This window comes from Nitrosomonas marina, assembly GCF_900110145.1.
GTDB lineage: Bacteria > Pseudomonadota > Gammaproteobacteria > Burkholderiales > Nitrosomonadaceae > Nitrosomonas > Nitrosomonas marina.
The window spans coordinates 74,708-91,836 of record NZ_FOCP01000004.1; the positions used below are offsets into that span (position 1 = coordinate 74,708).

At 50.2% G+C, this 17,129-nt stretch carries 12 protein-coding genes; 8 read left to right on the top strand and 4 right to left on the bottom strand.

The window, feature by feature from the left end:
• The first annotated feature begins 242 nt into the window (after positions 1-242).
• From BMX44_RS16745 to BMX44_RS04005, 8 genes are all read left to right on the top strand, one after another.
• On the top strand, positions 243-416 hold the full coding sequence (locus tag BMX44_RS16745) for a hypothetical protein (protein WP_177167666.1): 174 nt from the start codon (positions 243-245) through the stop codon (positions 414-416).
• A gap of 82 nt (positions 417-498) precedes the next feature.
• Positions 499-2,796 carry an LPS-assembly protein LptD gene (locus BMX44_RS03975; RefSeq protein ID WP_090628324.1) on the top strand — a complete coding sequence of 766 codons (2,298 nt, stop codon included), beginning with the start codon at positions 499-501 and terminating at the stop codon, positions 2,794-2,796.
• A 49-nt stretch (positions 2,797-2,845) separates the two neighbouring features.
• Positions 2,846-4,267 carry a peptidylprolyl isomerase gene (locus BMX44_RS03980; RefSeq protein WP_245738820.1) on the top strand — a complete coding sequence of 474 codons (1,422 nt, stop codon included), beginning with the start codon at positions 2,846-2,848 and terminating at the stop codon, positions 4,265-4,267.
• Positions 4,267-5,289, top strand: coding sequence for a 4-hydroxythreonine-4-phosphate dehydrogenase PdxA (gene pdxA, locus BMX44_RS03985; RefSeq protein ID WP_090628328.1), 1,023 nt, complete (start codon positions 4,267-4,269; stop codon positions 5,287-5,289). The genes BMX44_RS03980 and pdxA overlap by 1 nt, the downstream gene beginning before the upstream one ends.
• Positions 5,286-6,083: a 16S rRNA (adenine(1518)-N(6)/adenine(1519)-N(6))-dimethyltransferase RsmA gene (rsmA, locus tag BMX44_RS03990; protein ID WP_245738821.1), complete on the top strand. Its 798-nt coding sequence runs from the start codon at positions 5,286-5,288 to the stop codon at positions 6,081-6,083. Before pdxA ends, rsmA begins: the two co-directional genes overlap by 4 nt.
• 144 nt (positions 6,084-6,227) lie before the next feature.
• A complete protein-coding gene (locus BMX44_RS03995) occupies positions 6,228-6,440 on the top strand; it encodes a DUF4177 domain-containing protein (protein ID WP_090628331.1) in 213 nt (70 codons plus the stop codon).
• A 12-nt stretch (positions 6,441-6,452) separates the two neighbouring features.
• Positions 6,453-6,866 (top strand): TM2 domain-containing protein, encoded by a 414-nt coding sequence (locus BMX44_RS04000; protein WP_090628335.1) that lies wholly within the window; start codon positions 6,453-6,455, stop codon positions 6,864-6,866.
• Between the two features lie 355 nt (positions 6,867-7,221).
• The gene (locus BMX44_RS04005; protein WP_090628338.1) at positions 7,222-11,724 is read left to right on the top strand and encodes a calcium-binding protein; all 4,503 of its coding nucleotides are present in this window, start codon (positions 7,222-7,224) and stop codon (positions 11,722-11,724) included.
• An 85-nt stretch (positions 11,725-11,809) separates the two neighbouring features.
• Here BMX44_RS04005 and BMX44_RS04010 read toward each other — a convergent pair whose 3' ends face one another.
• From BMX44_RS04010 to BMX44_RS04025, 4 genes are all read right to left on the bottom strand, one after another.
• Entirely contained in the window at positions 11,810-14,566 is a 2,757-nt protein-coding gene (locus BMX44_RS04010; protein ID WP_090628341.1) for a valine--tRNA ligase, read from the bottom strand.
• A gap of 178 nt (positions 14,567-14,744) precedes the next feature.
• Positions 14,745-15,086 carry a hypothetical protein gene (locus tag BMX44_RS04015; protein WP_090628343.1) on the bottom strand — a complete coding sequence of 114 codons (342 nt, stop codon included), beginning with the start codon at positions 15,084-15,086 and terminating at the stop codon, positions 14,745-14,747.
• 23 nt (positions 15,087-15,109) lie between these two features.
• Positions 15,110-15,538, bottom strand: a complete 429-nt coding sequence (locus tag BMX44_RS04020; RefSeq protein WP_090628346.1) for a DNA polymerase III subunit chi — start codon at positions 15,536-15,538, stop codon at positions 15,110-15,112.
• 30 nt (positions 15,539-15,568) lie between these two features.
• Positions 15,569-17,065: a leucyl aminopeptidase gene (locus BMX44_RS04025; RefSeq protein WP_090628349.1), complete on the bottom strand. Its 1,497-nt coding sequence runs from the start codon at positions 17,063-17,065 to the stop codon at positions 15,569-15,571.
• Between the last annotated feature and the right edge of the window lie 64 nt (positions 17,066-17,129).

Sequence of the window (17,129 nt, forward strand, 5' to 3'; positions counted from 1 at the left end):
AACCGGTATGATGACAATTGAATGAAATACGATATCTACGATAAAGCATACGCGCGATTATAATTCAGCATTGATGCTTATAAACCCATGCCCAATCATTCTACATTCGCAACAATCACAGTTTTCATATAGGCAAAAAACATGACCGCACCCTGATTCATCGTTAATTTCACTGCATATCTGTGTTATTCACCGGCTTTATCATATAATTGCGTGTTTGAATTAACAGGCGTTGGGCTTTGATGCCTTCATCAACCGGAATCACCATAAACCAAACGGCAATAAAGGGACAGCGAGGCTTTGGCAGGACGCAGGAGAAACTGTACGCAACGCTGAGACAATTAAAAGAAAAGGCTCAGATTCGCATGATTCACTGTATGGCACGACAGGCTGGAATTCACCTGGAATCGCTATGATACTGTCAATCGTTCAAAAGCGTGTTGATCTGATATACCTGATATAGGCAGACGCGCAGCAGCCGGTGTTGAAAACACAAGCATGAAAAAAGAAAAAAAACACGCTATCCGTTCAATCCTTTACCTGGTCTTCAGTTGCTGCCTGTCCTCGGCTTTGCTGGCAGAAGACACCATCGTCAAACCCCGTCAGAAACCCGCATCATCGGCAACAGTTCCAGCAGGCAATGACACAGCCGCCAAAACCGGACCGGACACCGTGACGATCAAGGCCGACCGCGTGGAAGGCATTTATGAGCAGGAAATGGAAGCAATCGGGAATGCCACGCTGTGCCATGCGGACATGACGCTGACAGCCGACCGTATGAAGTATTTTCCGCAGTCCAAGGATGCCGAAGTCACCGGTAATCTACATCTGGACAGGAAAAATGATTTTATCGAAGGCGACTATCTCAAACTGAATCTCGACACCCAGGTCGGCTTTCTAACCGAACCCCGCTATACCATGAAAGAAGGCGACGGGCGCGGCACAGGGGAGCGGCTTTTTTTTGAAGGCAAAAACCAGTATCGCCTGAAAAAAGGCGAATACACCACCTGCCCCGTCGACGACGAAGACTGGTATATTCGGGCAAGCGATCTGAAGATCGACAGCGAAAAAGAAGTCGGAGTAGCACGCAACGTCAGTGTTGTTTTCAAAGGTGTGCCCATCCTGTATACCCCCTGGCTGGATTTTTCATACACCGGCCAGCGCAAAAGCGGTTTTCTGGCGCCGGTTGTCGGCCATACAAAACGCAGTGGCGCCGATCTGGCAATACCATATTACTTCAACATCGCTCCGAACATGGACGCGACCATCGCACCGCGCGTCATGTCGGAACGCGGATTCATGCTCAGTAATGAAGCGCGTTACATCGGCCATGGCGTGCATGGCCGCGTTCAGGCCGACGTACTGCCCGACGATTTCGACACACACAAAACACGTTACGGAATCTCCTTTCAGCATGGACAATACCTGGGACACGGCTGGCGCGGCCAGCTGGACTATAACCGGGTATCGGACGACCGTTTTTTGCGCGATTTGTCCAATAATCTGTCGCAAACCAGCCGTACAAACCTGCTGCAACAGGCCGGTCTGTTTTACCATGGCGATCTGGGGCTTGACGGCACGGTCAGTTTTTCCGCAATAGCGCAACGCTTCCAGACATTGCAGGACCCGTTTCTGCCGCAGAATTCCAACCTGCTGATCATCTCGCCCTACAAGCGTTTGCCGCAACTGACGATGAACGCCATCAAACGTAATGTTGCCGGCATGGATTTCGGTTTGAACGCAACCTGGACCAATTTCGCGCATTCAAGCGCGGACCGTACTGAAGGCAGACGGTTGACGCTTTACCCTACAGTCAGTGTCCCGTTTCGTAATTCCTACGGTTTCATCACACCCAAATTCGGATTGCACTACACTCAATACGCATTGTCCGAAAATGTCGGCACGGTCGGCAGCAATACCGACCGGGTAATACCGATCGTCAGTCTCGACAGCGGCGTGATATTCGACCGCAATGTATCCATCGGCGGCAATAACTATATTCAGACGCTGGAACCGCGTGCGTTTTATGTTTACGCCCCTTTCAAGGACCAAAGCTTTCTGCCCAATTTCGATTCAGCGGAATCGGACTTCAGTTTTGCGCAAATGCTCACGGAAAACCGTTTCAGCGGTCATGACCGTATCAACGATGCCAATCAGATCACGCTGGCACTGACCTCCCGACTGCTGGAACCATCGACCGGAATCGAACGGCTCAGAGCCGCGGTCGGTCAGCAGTTCCGTTTCATCGACCGCCGCGTTATTCTTGATTCATCGCAGGTCACCAGCCGCAGGGCCGATTTTATTGCGGCGCTGGCCGGTCGCATTACCCGCGAAATCAGCACGGACGTCAATATTCAGCTTGACCAGAAGTCGCTGCGTACGGAAAAAATACGCGCTGGTATCAGTTACCGGCCTGAACTGGGCAAGGTCATTAACCTGGGCTACCGGTATACGCGTGATGTACAGGAGCGTCTCGATATACCGGACAATCAGCTCAATACCGCGATCAAGCAGGTGGACACCTCGATTCAATGGCCGTTCTTTTCCAACTGGCATACTGTCGCCCGCGTGAACTATTCGTTGCGCGACGACCGGCTGCTTGCCGGTCTGGCCGGATTTGAATATATCTCCTGCTGCTATAAATTCCGTGTCGTGGTCCAAAAATTGACAACGACAACAAGCCGAAGCACGACGGCAGTGTTCGTACAGCTTGAATTGAACGGATTGATGAATATCGGTTCCAATCCGTTACGTGTACTGGAACAAAGCATTCCGGGTTATGCAAGTATTTATTGAGAAAACCCGTCAGTATTAATTTTGAACCCAGTGTGATTCATAGATGCTTATGCCAAAAAAAATATTGTCTACACTTATTATTGGTTTAATGATTTTGTCGCCGTTGCTAACGGCAGCCGAAACCGATGATATCAGCCTGTCTACTGATAATTTATCGATTGATATGCCGCTTATCGGTGACGACGAGACATCTGTCGACCCTGAATCCGAATCAGACGATTCATCCAGCAGTCTCGCAGCCGATAGCAACCTGCTTGACCGTATCGCGGCAATTGTGAACGAAGATGTCATCACGCAACGGGAGCTTGACAACGCGGTTGTCACCGCAACCCGAAATCTTAAGCAGCAAGGCATTGAACCGCCGGAACTGAGTTCAATGCAGAGTCAGGTACTGGAAACGCTGGTGATTAAATCGATACAACTGCAGCATGCCAGGGAAATCGGCATGTCCGTCAGTGATAGCGAACTTGACGAAACCATCCGCCGCATTGCCGATGAAAACAAACTGTCGCTACAGGAATTTTACTCGGTACTTGAACAGGACGGCATCAGTTTCAATAAATTCCGCAAGGAAATCCGAGACGAAATTATTCTTGCCCGTTTGAGAGAACGGCAGATTAACAGCCAGGTCAATGTCACCGATGGCGAAATCGACAATTTCCTGCGCACGCAGGAAGCTTCGGCTGCCGGCAATGAAGAATTCCTGCTAGCGCATATTCTGATTTCCGTTACCGAACACATGGACCCCGCGCAAATCCACGATCGCAGTCTGCGCGCTGAGCAGGCGCTGAAAAAAATTCAGGAAGGCGCTGATTTTGCACACGTCGCTGCCGAATTTTCCGATGCACCGGATGCCATGAACGGCGGCATGCTTGACTGGCGGCCCATCACACAAATGGGACCGACATTTGCGCAACTGCTCTCGCCGCTCGACTCCGGTGAAATCACACCCGTCGTGCAGAGCCCGAACGGATTTCACATTTTCAAACTCATCGACCGGCGCGAGCAGGAAAATAGTGCCGTTGTGATCGACCAGATCCATGCCCGTCATATTCTGATCAAAGTCAATGAATTAACCTCGGACAGCGATGCCAGAGAAGAAATCCTGCAGTTGAAATCGCGTATCGAACAGGGTGCCAATTTTGCTGAAATGGCCAAACTGCATTCCGAAGACGGCAGCGCTTCATCGGGCGGTGATCTTGGCTGGTTGTCTCCGGGCAATACTGTGCCGCCATTTGAAAAAGCGATGAATCAACTGCTACCCGGACAAATCAGCGACCCTGTAAAAACCCAGTTTGGCTGGCATTTGATTCAGGTCATCGAGCGTCGCGAAAAGGATGTCAGCGACGAGCATCAGCGCGAAAATGCACGGCAGGCGATCCGGTCCCGTAAAGCAGAAGTCGTCGTCCAGGAAATGCTTCGCCAGCTTCGCGATCAGGCCTATGTCGAATACCGTGCAGATGATATCTGATGACTGCTGAACCGCTACCGTCCATTGCACTGACAGCTGGTGAGCCGGCCGGCATCGGACCGGATATCTGCCTGCAAATGGCGCAGCACCCGTTATCCTGCAAACTGGTGATCATCGCCGACCATGATTTACTGGCAGCGCGCGCGCAGCAACTCGGCATAGCTGTCGAACTTACTGATATCACCGCTGCCCCGCCCGCACCGCATCGTAAAGGTTGCCTGCAGGTTTTCCACCGGCCGCTTCAACAATCCGTCCAGACTGGCGTATTGTATCCCGCGAATGCAGCTTATGTTCTGGATACGCTGCAGCATGCCGTTTCCGGTTGTTGCGACGGACTGTACACCGCCATGGTCACCGCACCCGTTCACAAAGGGGTGATTAATGATGCAGGAATTGCATTTACCGGGCATACCGAATTCCTGGCGGAATTAACGCGCAGCCGAACCGTCATGATGCTCGTCGGCGGCGGTATGCGTATCACGCTGGCGACAACCCATCTGCCGCTTAAAGACGTACCGGCGGCAATCACGCGGCAAAGCCTGGAGGTCCAGCTGCGAATCATTCAGCTTGATTTGGTCAATCGATTCAATATTTCCCGTCCGCGCATCGCCGTCGCAGGCCTGAATCCGCACGCAGGTGAATCAGGTTATCTGGGCACGGAAGAGATTGACACAATTATTCCGGCGCTGGACACATTGCGCCAGGAAGGGTTACTGCTTGACGGACCATTGCCTGCAGACACGCTGTTTAACCCGGTTCAGCTGGCCAATTACGACTGTATTTTTACCATGTATCATGATCAGGGACTGCCCGTACTCAAGCATGCAAGTTTCGGTACAGGTGTGAATGTAACGCTGGGATTGCCAATTATACGCACGTCGGTAGATCACGGCACTGCACTGGACCTTGCCGGAACTGGCAAAGCCAATCCCGGCAGTCTGCTTGCCGCTATTGAACTGGCGATTGAACTGTCGAATAACACAAAAGCAGCGACAGGCAAACAAGCCGTACAAACGCCATGAAACAGATGGCGCATACGGCTCACAGGGCGCGCAAACGTTTTGGTCAGAATTTTCTGGTCAATCCCCAGGTTATCTCGGAAATTATCGAATGCATTGGGCCGCAGCCAAATGACCGCATGGTCGAAATAGGCCCCGGACTCGGTGCATTGACTATTCCGCTGTTGCAAACGCTGAAGCACCTGACTGTCATAGAACTGGACCGGGATATTGTCGAGAGACTCAGGCACGATCACCCTCAGGATAAACTGACGATTCATTCTGCCGATGCGCTGAAGTTTGATTTTTTCTCGTTGGGCAGGAAGCTGCGCATCGTTGGCAACCTTCCCTATAACATCTCGACACCGCTGCTGTTTCACCTTGCCCGATTTTCAGAATCGATTCAAGACATGCACTTTATGCTGCAAAAGGAAGTAGTCAGACGCATGGTTGCATTGCCTTCCACTGCAGACTATGGCCGTTTGTCGGTCATGCTGCAATACCGGTTTGAAATGGATTACCTGCTGACCATCTCAGCCGCGTCCTTTCGACCGGCGCCCAAAGTCGAATCGGCAATCGTTCGCATGCGCCCGACCGGACAACCGGCACTGGCCTTGCCCATTGAAGCGGCACTTTTCCGTATTGTCGCAGCCGCGTTTTCACAGCGGCGCAAAACGCTGCGCAACACGTTGTCCGGCTATCTTACCGTTGAAGATTTTAGACACATGGAGATTGATCCCGTTCTGCGTGCGGAAAACCTGACCGTTGAAGAATATATTACAATCGCTGATTATTGGGCAGCGAAGCAGCCGGATTGATTCGATTGTTGTAACGTCCGCGAGTAGTTCGCCAGACCATGTTTTCCGGTTCTATAATTACACTGCCTGATTTCTGGATTGTTGCATTCTACTGCGCTGTTCTCAGCGCTATCGCATGAATAACTGAAAAAGGAAGATCATTGTATGGCTTTCTCGGAATATAAAATACTGCATATTGCCGAAGGTGGACTGGGTACGATCATTTTGGGCGCCTCGGGTTTACCGCTCAAAAAACTGGAATCGGTTCTCAATAAAGAAGCCACGGATGGCTGGCAGCTGGTATTTCAACTCGTAGAACAAAAACGCTTCATGCTATTCTGGAAACGCGAGGCCGTGATCATTACGCTCGGCCGCTGAAACTGTTCAATCATGACAGTTAAACTATCCGAACAGGACGTCCTTGACGAAGAAGAACGTCTGCGCAAATGCGTCCGCGACCTGCCTGACGACAAACGCCTTGCCTTTCACCAGCAAACGGAAAAACAACTGAAGGATCCCGACACCTATGCAACGCTGAACTATATCTTTATCGCCGGCCTGCACCATTTCTATCTGGGCAAATGGATTCGCGGACTGTTGAATATCAGTATATTTGTCACCGGGATATTTATGCTGTTTACACCGCTTGCCCTGATCGGTATTCTGATCATGGTGCTTGTCAGTGTCATTGAACTGTACGCACTGTTCAGATCACAGGTTATCGTGCAGGCGCACAATAATGCGGTCATGGAAAAAATCTACCGGAAGATAACAAAGAAATACACTTCACCCCGCTGTTCATAAAATCTACACTCGTGTCACCCTGACCGGCAGAACAATGACAGCATCGCGTATTGAACAGCTTCCGAGCGGCCCGAAAGTGTAAAATTATTTTACACTGCATTGCCTGAACGTATATCAGTCACATAAAATTAACTATAATTCATTCTATTATATTTCTGGCATATATTTTGCTTTCATTGTAAAGATAACGATAAGAAAGTGGTCGTCAATGCGGTTACATCACCACATTCCATGCACCACATATTGATAACAATATAAATAACAATAAAATACAGCGCGTTAGCACGTCCATTCAACATCACCACAACCGGTTCAGTCTAATGGGTGCGCCGTATTAACATACGGAGATAAAGACATGTCTGCAGGTCCGGAGCTGCGCTCATACAGCAGCAACTTAACACAGGCCAATACGAATGTCCGCGATATACGCGGCTTAATTGATAATATTGACGAAAAAATCGACAGGGTTGAAATGGCCATAGATGCCGTGGATGCCGTCGAGCAAAAGGCTGATGAATTCAGCGACACCATATCCAAACTGAAACTCAATCTGAAACTGATGGACAAGGCCGGTCCTTTGAAATTTCTGGCCAAAGTAGCTGGTAAAGTACTCGACAGCGTACAGAACGTCACCAACAAAGTGCGGGACAAGGCCAAACAACTGGCCAAAAAAATTGACGACAGCAAGCTGGAAGATAAACTCGACGCGGCCCAGGAAAAACTGGAAAACTATGATCTGAAGCTTGTCGGCACGCAAAATCTACTGCTCAAAAATATCACTGCTGTTGACCAGCTGATTGATGCACTGGACAAAATTGACGAATTCGATCCGGACGGCGACCCCGCTGCGCCTGCCGCAGCAGGCGCCGACACTTTGGTAGCACCTCCGAATGATGCCGTAGCAGCCATTAATACGCTTTTTGCCGAAGTCAAGGAAAAAACGCAGATTCTGGATAATGCAGTGCCCAGCGCAACGTTCCTGCCGGTGCTCAGCGTACGGATTGCATTTGACGGCATCTCATCTTCACTGAGTTTCTTACGCGGCCCGCTCAACGCGGTTTCAAAAGTGCTCAAACCGGTCGAGGGCATACTCGATGCAGTCGGATTTATTTTCAAGGTAACGATCGAGCCGATTATCGATTACATTATGGAAACCCTTGGCATCAATCGTGTCATCAACTCGGTTTCCGAAAAAATCAATAAACTGCTGCCTGATCCCGGTATTTTCGACAATATACTGGAAGATTTTGACACTGCATTTTTGGAAATCGATCCGCTGGGTCAACTGGACGACTATCTCGGTGTCTCGAACTGGCTGGACGAACTGAACCAGAAAGTCGCTGAACCCGTAGGCGACGCACAGACCGGCCCGATCGGCATCGGCACACCTCTGAATGACCCGCTGACAGGCACCGGCGACCATAATCTGCTGTATGGTGGCGAGGGTGACGACACGCTCGTTGGGGAAGCGGGTACCGATATTCTGGTCGGCGCTGCAGGCAACGATTTCCTGGCTGGCGGTACCGGCACCGATATCGCTGTTTTTCGTGGCAGCTTCCTGGAATACAACTATTCCCAGTCCGAAGATGGCGAATCGATAACCTTCAATCATCTGTATCCTGTCAACCCGAACCTTATCGACGGCACAGATGAAACTCAAAACATCGAATTGTATGTATTTGCCGATATCGCTCTGACGCCTGACATCCTTCTGAACAGCGTATTCAGGGCAATAACAGGACAAAACGTACTGGATGGCACTGACAACCGGGATATTCTGTTTGGTGGTTCTACGGCCATCACCATTAATGCATTCGGCGGCAATGACATGCTGGCCGGCAGTCCTGCCAGCGGGGATTTTCTGAATGGCGGCGCCGGCGATGATCTGCTTGTATTCACTGGCGGTGAGGACACGTTCTCCGGCGGTTCCGGAAGCGATACCTGGCGATTCCCGATTAACAATGAATCCGGCAACTCTACCATCGACGCCGATATCGAGCGCGGCACAATCTTTGCGGGCAGTAATAATACTTCTACTCTTTCTTCCATAGAAAATATTGTAGTTGAAGACCATCGCCAGTCCTTTCAATTTGGAGATGCGGCAGCCAACCGTCTGGTCGCCTCGAGCGACCGGGATGTGCTCGACGGCCGTGCCGGAAACGATTATCTCGATGGCGGCGGCGGTCAGGATATCCTGATCGGTGGCCCTGGAAGTGACGCGTTGTTCGGTGGTGAAGGAAACGATACTCTGGTTGCGGGGGACCTGACTACGCCAGGAAGTTCCAATTTCTATGACGGCGGCGAAGGCGATTTTGATGCCTTGACGTACGCATCCGACATTCGCGACGTCCTGCAGCGGGAATATATTAATGATGGCATCCGCTTAAAAGCCCGATCTCAGGAAGCCTCGGGCCCGGTACGCATATTCGCTGAAACAGGTAAAATCGAACGACTATCCGCGGACGGCAACACCGTTATCGTTACAGACACCGCAGTCAATATCGAGCAATTTTCAGGCTCTGACTTTAATGACACACTGTACGGTGGCTCTGGCAGTTACACTGAAATACACGGTGGAGGGGGCAATGATACGTTATACGGCGAGCAGGCAGGACGCTACGTCGGCGGTGGTGAAGGCGACGATACCGTCTATGCAGGCACAGGCGGCGCCAGATATGACGGTGGTGGCGGTTTCGATACGCTGTACCTGACAGAAATTCCGGATGTTCGCTGGCTGGTTCGTATTGACGGTTCTCTCGGCTCCTCGCTGCGCGTATTCAATGCACTCGAGGGCAATGAACTTGCCACGCCGGGCGGCAGTCTGCAAAATGAAAGCGGTCCTTCAGTAATCGCATCAGGCAACGTAGAGAATTTTGACGTTTACTACGGTGGCGATCTGGACGATTACTTTGATATCAGAGATCGCGGCCTAATTACCATTCATGCAGGTGACGGCAATGATTACGTATTGGGTAACAACGGGGGAAGCAACAACCCATCGTTTGAACTGTACGGCGAGTCCGGCGATGATGAAATTGTAATCAAGGAAGCCGGGCTTGCTTCTGGCGGAGACGGCGACGACACGATCGAAATCGACGCCGGCCTAAGTCAAATCGTGCAGGCCTCGGGTGATGAAGGCGATGATATTTTCATTTTGCGGAGTGGCGATGTCAGTATCGATGGCGGCGCGGGTCGGGATGTCCTGTCCGCTAACCAGCGCAGTATTTTTGCCGGGCTCGATGTCGATCTGCAGTCTGGAACAATTCGAACATTTGACGACAGAGAACGATTCTCCGGTACCGTCAATAATGTCGAAGAGCTCATCGGCGCCAATGAATACCCCGATTTACTGCAGGGCAGCAACATCGGAGAACGATTCATCGGCGGCGGGGGCAACGATACCCTACGCGGTCGCGGCGGGCAGGATTCGCTGTACGGTGGCCCAGGAAACGATAATCTGTTTGGTGGCGATGACGATGATCTGTTGCATGGTGGCGCCGGCAGCGATGTCATAGACGGTGGCAGCGGGGTCGATACAGCATCATGGGCATTTGCGGCACCAGGCCCGCAGAAAGGCGAGGTCGAAAGCAGCAGCTTCGGCCACCTGGAAGCCGATCTGGATTCGGGCAACGCGGTATTCAGATTATTTTCCGGCGGCCAGGAGAATAATACATTGGTCAATATTGAAAATATCATTGGTGGCGACGGCGATGATACCCTCCGCGGCGATAACTCCGATAATATGCTGGCAGGCGGTGCAGGCGATGATCTGCTCGAAGGACGTGGAGGCAATGATGTATTGGTACTGGACGGTAATGACACAGCCAACGGCGGCATGGGCGACGACCGCTTTGTCATAGGTCTGGGTGATATGACGATTGATGGTGGCGATGGTATCGATACGCTCGATTTCGGCACACTGAAAGGAACCATTCGGATCGATACGTCTTCGGGCACATACGAAGCCGAACTTGAATTCGACAAACCTGTCTGGAAAAGCGATTCGGGGACTGCACCACGCACTTCAAACGGAATTGAATTCACGCCGCAGGATGTCCTGGAGGCGGATGCGACATTCTCGAATTCAACCGAGGACCTTGCGCTGAATGTCGTTCTCAACTCAGCTGAGGCAGAGAACGGTTCTGACACAGATCTGGCAATTGACTTCGTTACCGAGACTCAATCGGTTGGTGGTACATTCAGTAGCATTGAGCAATTTATTGCAGGTGCCGCCACACTGGTCGGTTCAACCGGTAATGACCTTTTTGACGGTGATGACGGCGTTAATGTCTTTGAAGGAAAACAGGGTAATGACATTATTAACGGTCAAGGTGGTTCAGACACGGCGGTCTTCTCCTATCCAAGCGCTAACTATATATTCACACGCAGTGGCGGCAATATTGAAATTTCAGACACAGTCAACGATGATGGCCAGGACACACTTACCAGTATCGAACGTTTACAGTTCTCCGATATTGGAATTGCGTTTGATCTGGACAGCAGCGCTGGCCAGGTGGCAAGATTGATAGGCGCGGTGTTCGGCGCAGCCCATGTCCGCAATTCCGGCATTGTCGGTATCGGCCTGGAATCGGCCGATGACGGGATGACTTATGAGGAACTGGCAGAACTGGCGATCCAGGCAGCCGGTCTTGACACCTCGCAGGCAATTGTTACACGGCTTTGGACCAACGTCGTTGGATCACCGCCGACAACGGAACAGGCACAGCCCTTTATTGATGCGCTCAATAGCGGTATGACAACCGGGGAACTGGGTGTGCTGGCTGCGGAAACCGATTTAAACGCGGCAAACATCGATCTGGTCGGGTTATCAACTACTGGAATCGAATATACGATTTAGCTGGAACACCAATCAATTATCCGCATCGCCAATGTGGCAGCGGCAACTGCCGATCATAATGGCGATGCGGATATTTCAATGCTGATTAACGCAATTTTTGCAGCTGTTCGTTCAAACTTTCCAGCCGTGCATTAAATCCGGCCAGACGGTCTTTTTCCTGCGCCACCACAGTAGCCGGCGCGCGTTCTACAAAATTAGGATTAGCCAGTTTTGTTTCCGCTTTGGATATTTCTGCCGCAATACGAGTTATTTCCTTATTCAGCCGTTCACGTTCGGCAATAACATCGACCTCGATTTTCAACATCAGCCTGAAATCACCCACGATGGAAACCGGTGCATCAGCATCAGGCAGTTGATCCAGAATTTCTACTTCGGACAATTTGGCCAAAGCCATCAGATAGTCCCTGTTGTCAGTCAACACCGCCAGATCGCCCACAGCCTGCAGCGGCACTTTCTGTGCCGGAGATATATTCATTTCGCCACGCAGTGTGCGACAGGCGTTGATCATTTCCTTGAGCAACCGTATTGTTGCTATCGATTTCTGGTCAATTTTTTTCAGATCGGCGACCGGGTACGGCTGACACATGATACTGGCACCATTTTTTCCAGCAAGCGGCGCTACTTTCTGCCAAAGCTCTTCGGTAATAAACGGAATGATCGGGTGCGCCAGACGCAGCATTGCCTCGAGTACACGAACAAGCGTTCGGCGTGTTGCCCGTTGTTCGGATTCATCGGAACTGTTCAAACGTACTTTTGCCAGTTCAACGTACCAGTCGCAATATTCATCCCACACCAGTTCATAAATTTCTTTTGCAGCCAGGTCGAAACGATAACTGGCGAAATATTTCTCAATTGCCCTCTCGGCCTGCTGCAAACGACTGACAATCCATCGGTCCGCATCCGAATATATATATGCCTGCTGCGTATCCAGACCGGTATCCCTGCCCTCGCAATTCATCAATACATAGCGAGTGGCATTCCACAGCTTATTACAGAAATTACGATAGCCCTCGCAGCGCTGCAAATCGAATTTAATATCCCGTCCATGCGAAGCCAGGCTGGCAAAGGTAAATCGCAAGGCATCAGTGCCGAAAGCCGGAATTCCCTTGGGAAAATGCTTACGGGTATTTTTCTCGATTGTCGGTGCGGTTTTTGGATTCATCAATCCCGCTGTTCGTTTGGCAATGAGATCGTCCAGTGAAATGCCGTCGATCAGGTCCAGAGGATCCAATACATTGCCTTTGGACTTGCTCATTTTCTGGCCTTCAGCATCGCGGATCAGTCCGGTGATATATACCTCCCTGAATGGTACTTTACCGGTAAAGTGCAGTGACATCATTACCATTCGCGCGACCCAGAAAAAAATAATATCAAACCCGGTAATCAGCACCGAAGTCGGCAAAAACGTATTTAACTCCCGGGTATCCTCCGGCCAGCCCAATGTCGAAAAAGGCCATAATGCTGAGGAAAACCAGGTATCCAGTACGTCATCATCCTGCCTGAGTTCGGTTTTACCTGAGAGCTGTTGCGCCTCTTCAAGGTTATGGGCGACTGTAATATTGCCGTCTTCATCATACCAGGCAGGTATGCGATGCCCCCACCAGAGTTGACGTGAAATACACCAGTCCTGAATATTCTCCAGCCATTGGTTATAAACATGTGCCCAGTTGTCGGGCGTAAATCTGACATCGCCATTCGCAACGACCTCCAAACCTTGCTTGGCCATTCCTTCCATGGACACATACCACTGATCTGTCAGCATGGGTTCGATGATTGTATTGGTCCGGTCACCGCGAGGCGCCATCAACTTGTGCGGTTTTGTTTCAATCAGATAACCATGGCTTTCAAGATCGGATACAATTTTCTTTCTTGCTTCGAAACGATCCATGCCCTGATATTGGGTCGGCGCCAGCTCACTGATTCTGCCGTCCAGTGTAAATATGCTGATCGGCACCAGTTGATGCCGCTGCCCCATCTGATAGTCATTGAAATCATGTGCCGGCGTAATTTTGACGCAGCCTGTGCCGAATTCCGGATCAACATAGCTGTCTGCAATGACCGGAATGCTGCGTTCGCACAAGGGCAGGCGCACATGTCTTCCGATCAGATGCTGATAGCGTGTATCTTCCGGATGCACAGCAACCGCAACATCACCAAGCATGGTTTCCGGTCGAGTGGTCGCAACAATCACCGCTTCATCGGCAGAAAGACTGCCGTCGGGCTGTTCGAGAGGATAACGGACATGCCATAGAAAACCGTTCTCTTCTGTCGAAATCACCTCTAGATCGGACACCGCAGTCTGTAAAACAGGGTCCCAGTTCACCAGCCGCTTGCCACGATATATCAGCCCTTCACGATAAAGACGGACAAACACTTCAGTCACGGCGCGAGAAAGCTCAGCATCCATGGTAAACCGTTCGCGCGTCCAGTCACACGATGTACCCAAACGCCGCATCTGGCGGGTAATTGTTGAACCCGATTCTTCTTTCCATTGCCACACACGCGCTAAAAAGGCTTCCCGGCCGAGATCGCGCCGGTCGATATTTTGCTGATCAAGTTGCCGTTCAACGACAATTTGTGTTGCGATTCCGGCATGATCGGTTCCCGGTTGCCAGAGGGTATTATCGCCTTTCATACGGTGATAGCGCGTCAGCGCATCCATCAAGGTATGCTGAAAAGCATGACCCATATGCAACGTGCCGGTTACATTCGGCGGCGGCAGCATAATACAGTAGGCAGCTGTATTGTCTGCATGATCTGGTTTGAAATACCCGGCGGACTCCCACACTGAATACCATTGATTCTCTATCAGTCTGGGATCAAAACTTTTCTCAAGCTCCATGAAATTTGTAGATGGTTAGTATATTTTGAAAGGAAATAAAATCTTTTTATTATAATGTAAGAGTCGTTGAATTGCGCATTTGCATACTGGATATTCAAGTACGATGCTAAGTCCGGGCAGGTAATTGATATTTACAACAAGCTGCACGCATCTATGCAGAACAGCTTGAACGCTGTCATCAGTCTTGCTGCTCCAGCAACGCCTTCTCCTGAACGATAATACGATTCTCCAGAGCGTGCACCAGAGCTTGCCTGTCAGCCTGATTAAGCTCTATTCTGGCGTCGATTAGCGCTGCGTCCAGCAACAGGCGTAAAGGAGACAATTCATCAAACTGGGGCTGCATGTGTTTGGATCGCAAAGCCACACATTCGGTAAGAACAGGAACTTTGTCAATGTCTTCGATGTTCTCAGGAGTAACCACCGTTCTGGCACTGTGGTGATATTTGTCAATCAGAAAATCAAATTTCTTCAGGATTCTGTCATTATCCGCATCCACTTCTGTTTCGACTGTATCGTTCATAGTGTTTATATGCTGTAAATAACCTAGTTAGGCTGAAGCTGATGATGATGCAATGCACATCCAGCCTGCTGGTAAAATCGATAACGTTTACGCGCCGAGGACCTGTCGTCGGGCGACAGGCTCGCGATTTCAACTACACGTTCGAATTTCGAAAAATCAGGCGGACATTGATCGTGCAGATTCAACAATATGCTGCTGCCGTTTTCCTGGGTCACGCAGTTACTCAAAACAATGGGAGTTGATCTGACCAGCGCCGTTTCGTCATGTATAAAACAATGGGGAAGAAAGCTCGTTGGCTGAAATGTCCAGAGCATCTTGTCGAGTTTCTCCAGCATGCTTTGATTCGAGGTAAAAACGACTATTCGCGCATTCTGACTTAATGCCTTGGCGCATAGCCTACAGGCCACCAGCAATTTATCCTCAGCACCAGAATAAAAATAGATGTCAGTCATGCCGCACCTGATTCTGTTTCTACAAATCCGCTAGCTTGTGGTCCCAGCCTGCGCAATCAAATAATTGGTCAGCAATGGCACCGGTCTACCAGTAGAGCCTTTTTCCTTACCGGATTTCCAGGCCGTACCCGCGATATCCAAATGCGCCCAGTGGTATTTTTGGGTGAATCTGGATAAAAAGCATGCAGCGGTTACTGTCCCGGCTGCCCTGCCTCCAATATTAGCCATGTCCGCAAAGTTACTTTTTAATAATTCCTGATAATCTTCCCATAAGGGCAGTTGCCAGACCTGATCAGCAGCCTGCTCGCCAGCCTTGGTCAACGCCTGCGCCAATGCATCATTATTACTTAACAAACCTGTCGCCACATGACCCAGTGCAATGACACAAGCACCTGTTAGTGTCGCAATATCAATCACAGCCTTCGGATTGTAGCGTTCCGCATACGTTAATGCGTCACAAAGAATCAGACGTCCCTCCGCATCAGTATTCAAAACCTCAATCGTCTGTCCGGACATGCTGGTCACCACATCACCGGGTTTGGTTGCACTACCGCCCGGCATATTTTCTGTTGCCGGTATGATCCCGACGACATTAACCGGCAAATTAATTTCGGCAACAGCCTTAAGTGTGCCAAGTACACTGGCTGCACCACTCATATCGTATTTCATTTCATCCATTTCAGGAGCCGGTTTCAATGAAATGCCGCCGGTATCAAACGTCACGCCTTTACCTACAAGCACGATTGGTTTTTCTTTCTTGCCCTTCCCCTGGTATTCCAGCACGATCAGCTTTGCCGGCTGGTGACTGCCGCGTGCCACCGCCAGCAGGGCGCCCATACCCTGCTTTTCCATATCTTTCTTGTCGAGGATGGTTACCTTGAGTTTGTATGCCTTGGCCAGTTCTTTTGCCTGTTCTGCAAGATAGGTGGGCGTACAGATATTGGGAGCCAGATTTCCCAGGTCTTTGGTCAGGCTCATACCGTGCGCTATTGCAGCTCCCTGGTTAAGCGCTTCTTCACCAGCAGCAAGATCAGCACGGTCTCCAATACAAATGGTGATTTTCCGCAATGTTCTTTTAGTTGTCTCCGGCTTGCTTTTGAGCTGATCGAAACGGTAATTGCTTTCAACTGCAAGCTTTGCAATCTGCATTACCTTCCAGGCAGAGTCCCGCTTCTGAACCGGCAAATCCGATAAAAAAAGTGCACAGTCTGTAGTCCCGGTATTCTGTAGCGTACGGAATGTTGTCTGAACAGCGGCTATAAAAGCACTGCCATTAAACCCGTCTTCCTTGCCCAGACCGACAAGAAGCACGCGTTTGCATTGCAGGTTAGGAATTTTATGCAGCAACAGCGCAGTATTCGCTTTTCCTTCCAAATCACCCTGATCAATAATTTCCTTGATATAACCATTTGATGAGCGATCCAGCTCTTTTGCAGCTTCTGTCATTTTTTTTGATTCAAAAATACCCACTACTACGCAGGCACCTCGCTGTTTATCTGTAGTTGCTACTTTGATTCCAAATTCCACATCCTACTCCTTTATATCTTTACAGTTGTTAAACATAAATGCTAAGACGTTTTTTAACAATAAT

Coding starts and splice junctions, on each gene's coding strand:
- BMX44_RS16745 (WP_177167666.1), top strand. CDS start 243: ATGCCTTCATCAACCGGAATCACCATAAACCAAACGGCAATAAAGGGA.
- BMX44_RS03975 (WP_090628324.1), top strand. CDS start 499: ATGAAAAAAGAAAAAAAACACGCTATCCGTTCAATCCTTTACCTGGTC.
- BMX44_RS03980 (WP_245738820.1), top strand. CDS start 2,846: ATGCCAAAAAAAATATTGTCTACACTTATTATTGGTTTAATGATTTTG.
- pdxA (WP_090628328.1), top strand. CDS start 4,267: ATGACTGCTGAACCGCTACCGTCCATTGCACTGACAGCTGGTGAGCCG.
- rsmA (WP_245738821.1), top strand. CDS start 5,286: ATGAAACAGATGGCGCATACGGCTCACAGGGCGCGCAAACGTTTTGGT.
- BMX44_RS03995 (WP_090628331.1), top strand. CDS start 6,228: ATGGCTTTCTCGGAATATAAAATACTGCATATTGCCGAAGGTGGACTG.
- BMX44_RS04000 (WP_090628335.1), top strand. CDS start 6,453: ATGACAGTTAAACTATCCGAACAGGACGTCCTTGACGAAGAAGAACGT.
- BMX44_RS04005 (WP_090628338.1), top strand. CDS start 7,222: ATGTCTGCAGGTCCGGAGCTGCGCTCATACAGCAGCAACTTAACACAG.
- BMX44_RS04010 (WP_090628341.1), bottom strand. CDS start 14,566: ATGGAGCTTGAGAAAAGTTTTGATCCCAGACTGATAGAGAATCAATGG.
- BMX44_RS04015 (WP_090628343.1), bottom strand. CDS start 15,086: ATGAACGATACAGTCGAAACAGAAGTGGATGCGGATAATGACAGAATC.
- BMX44_RS04020 (WP_090628346.1), bottom strand. CDS start 15,538: ATGACTGACATCTATTTTTATTCTGGTGCTGAGGATAAATTGCTGGTG.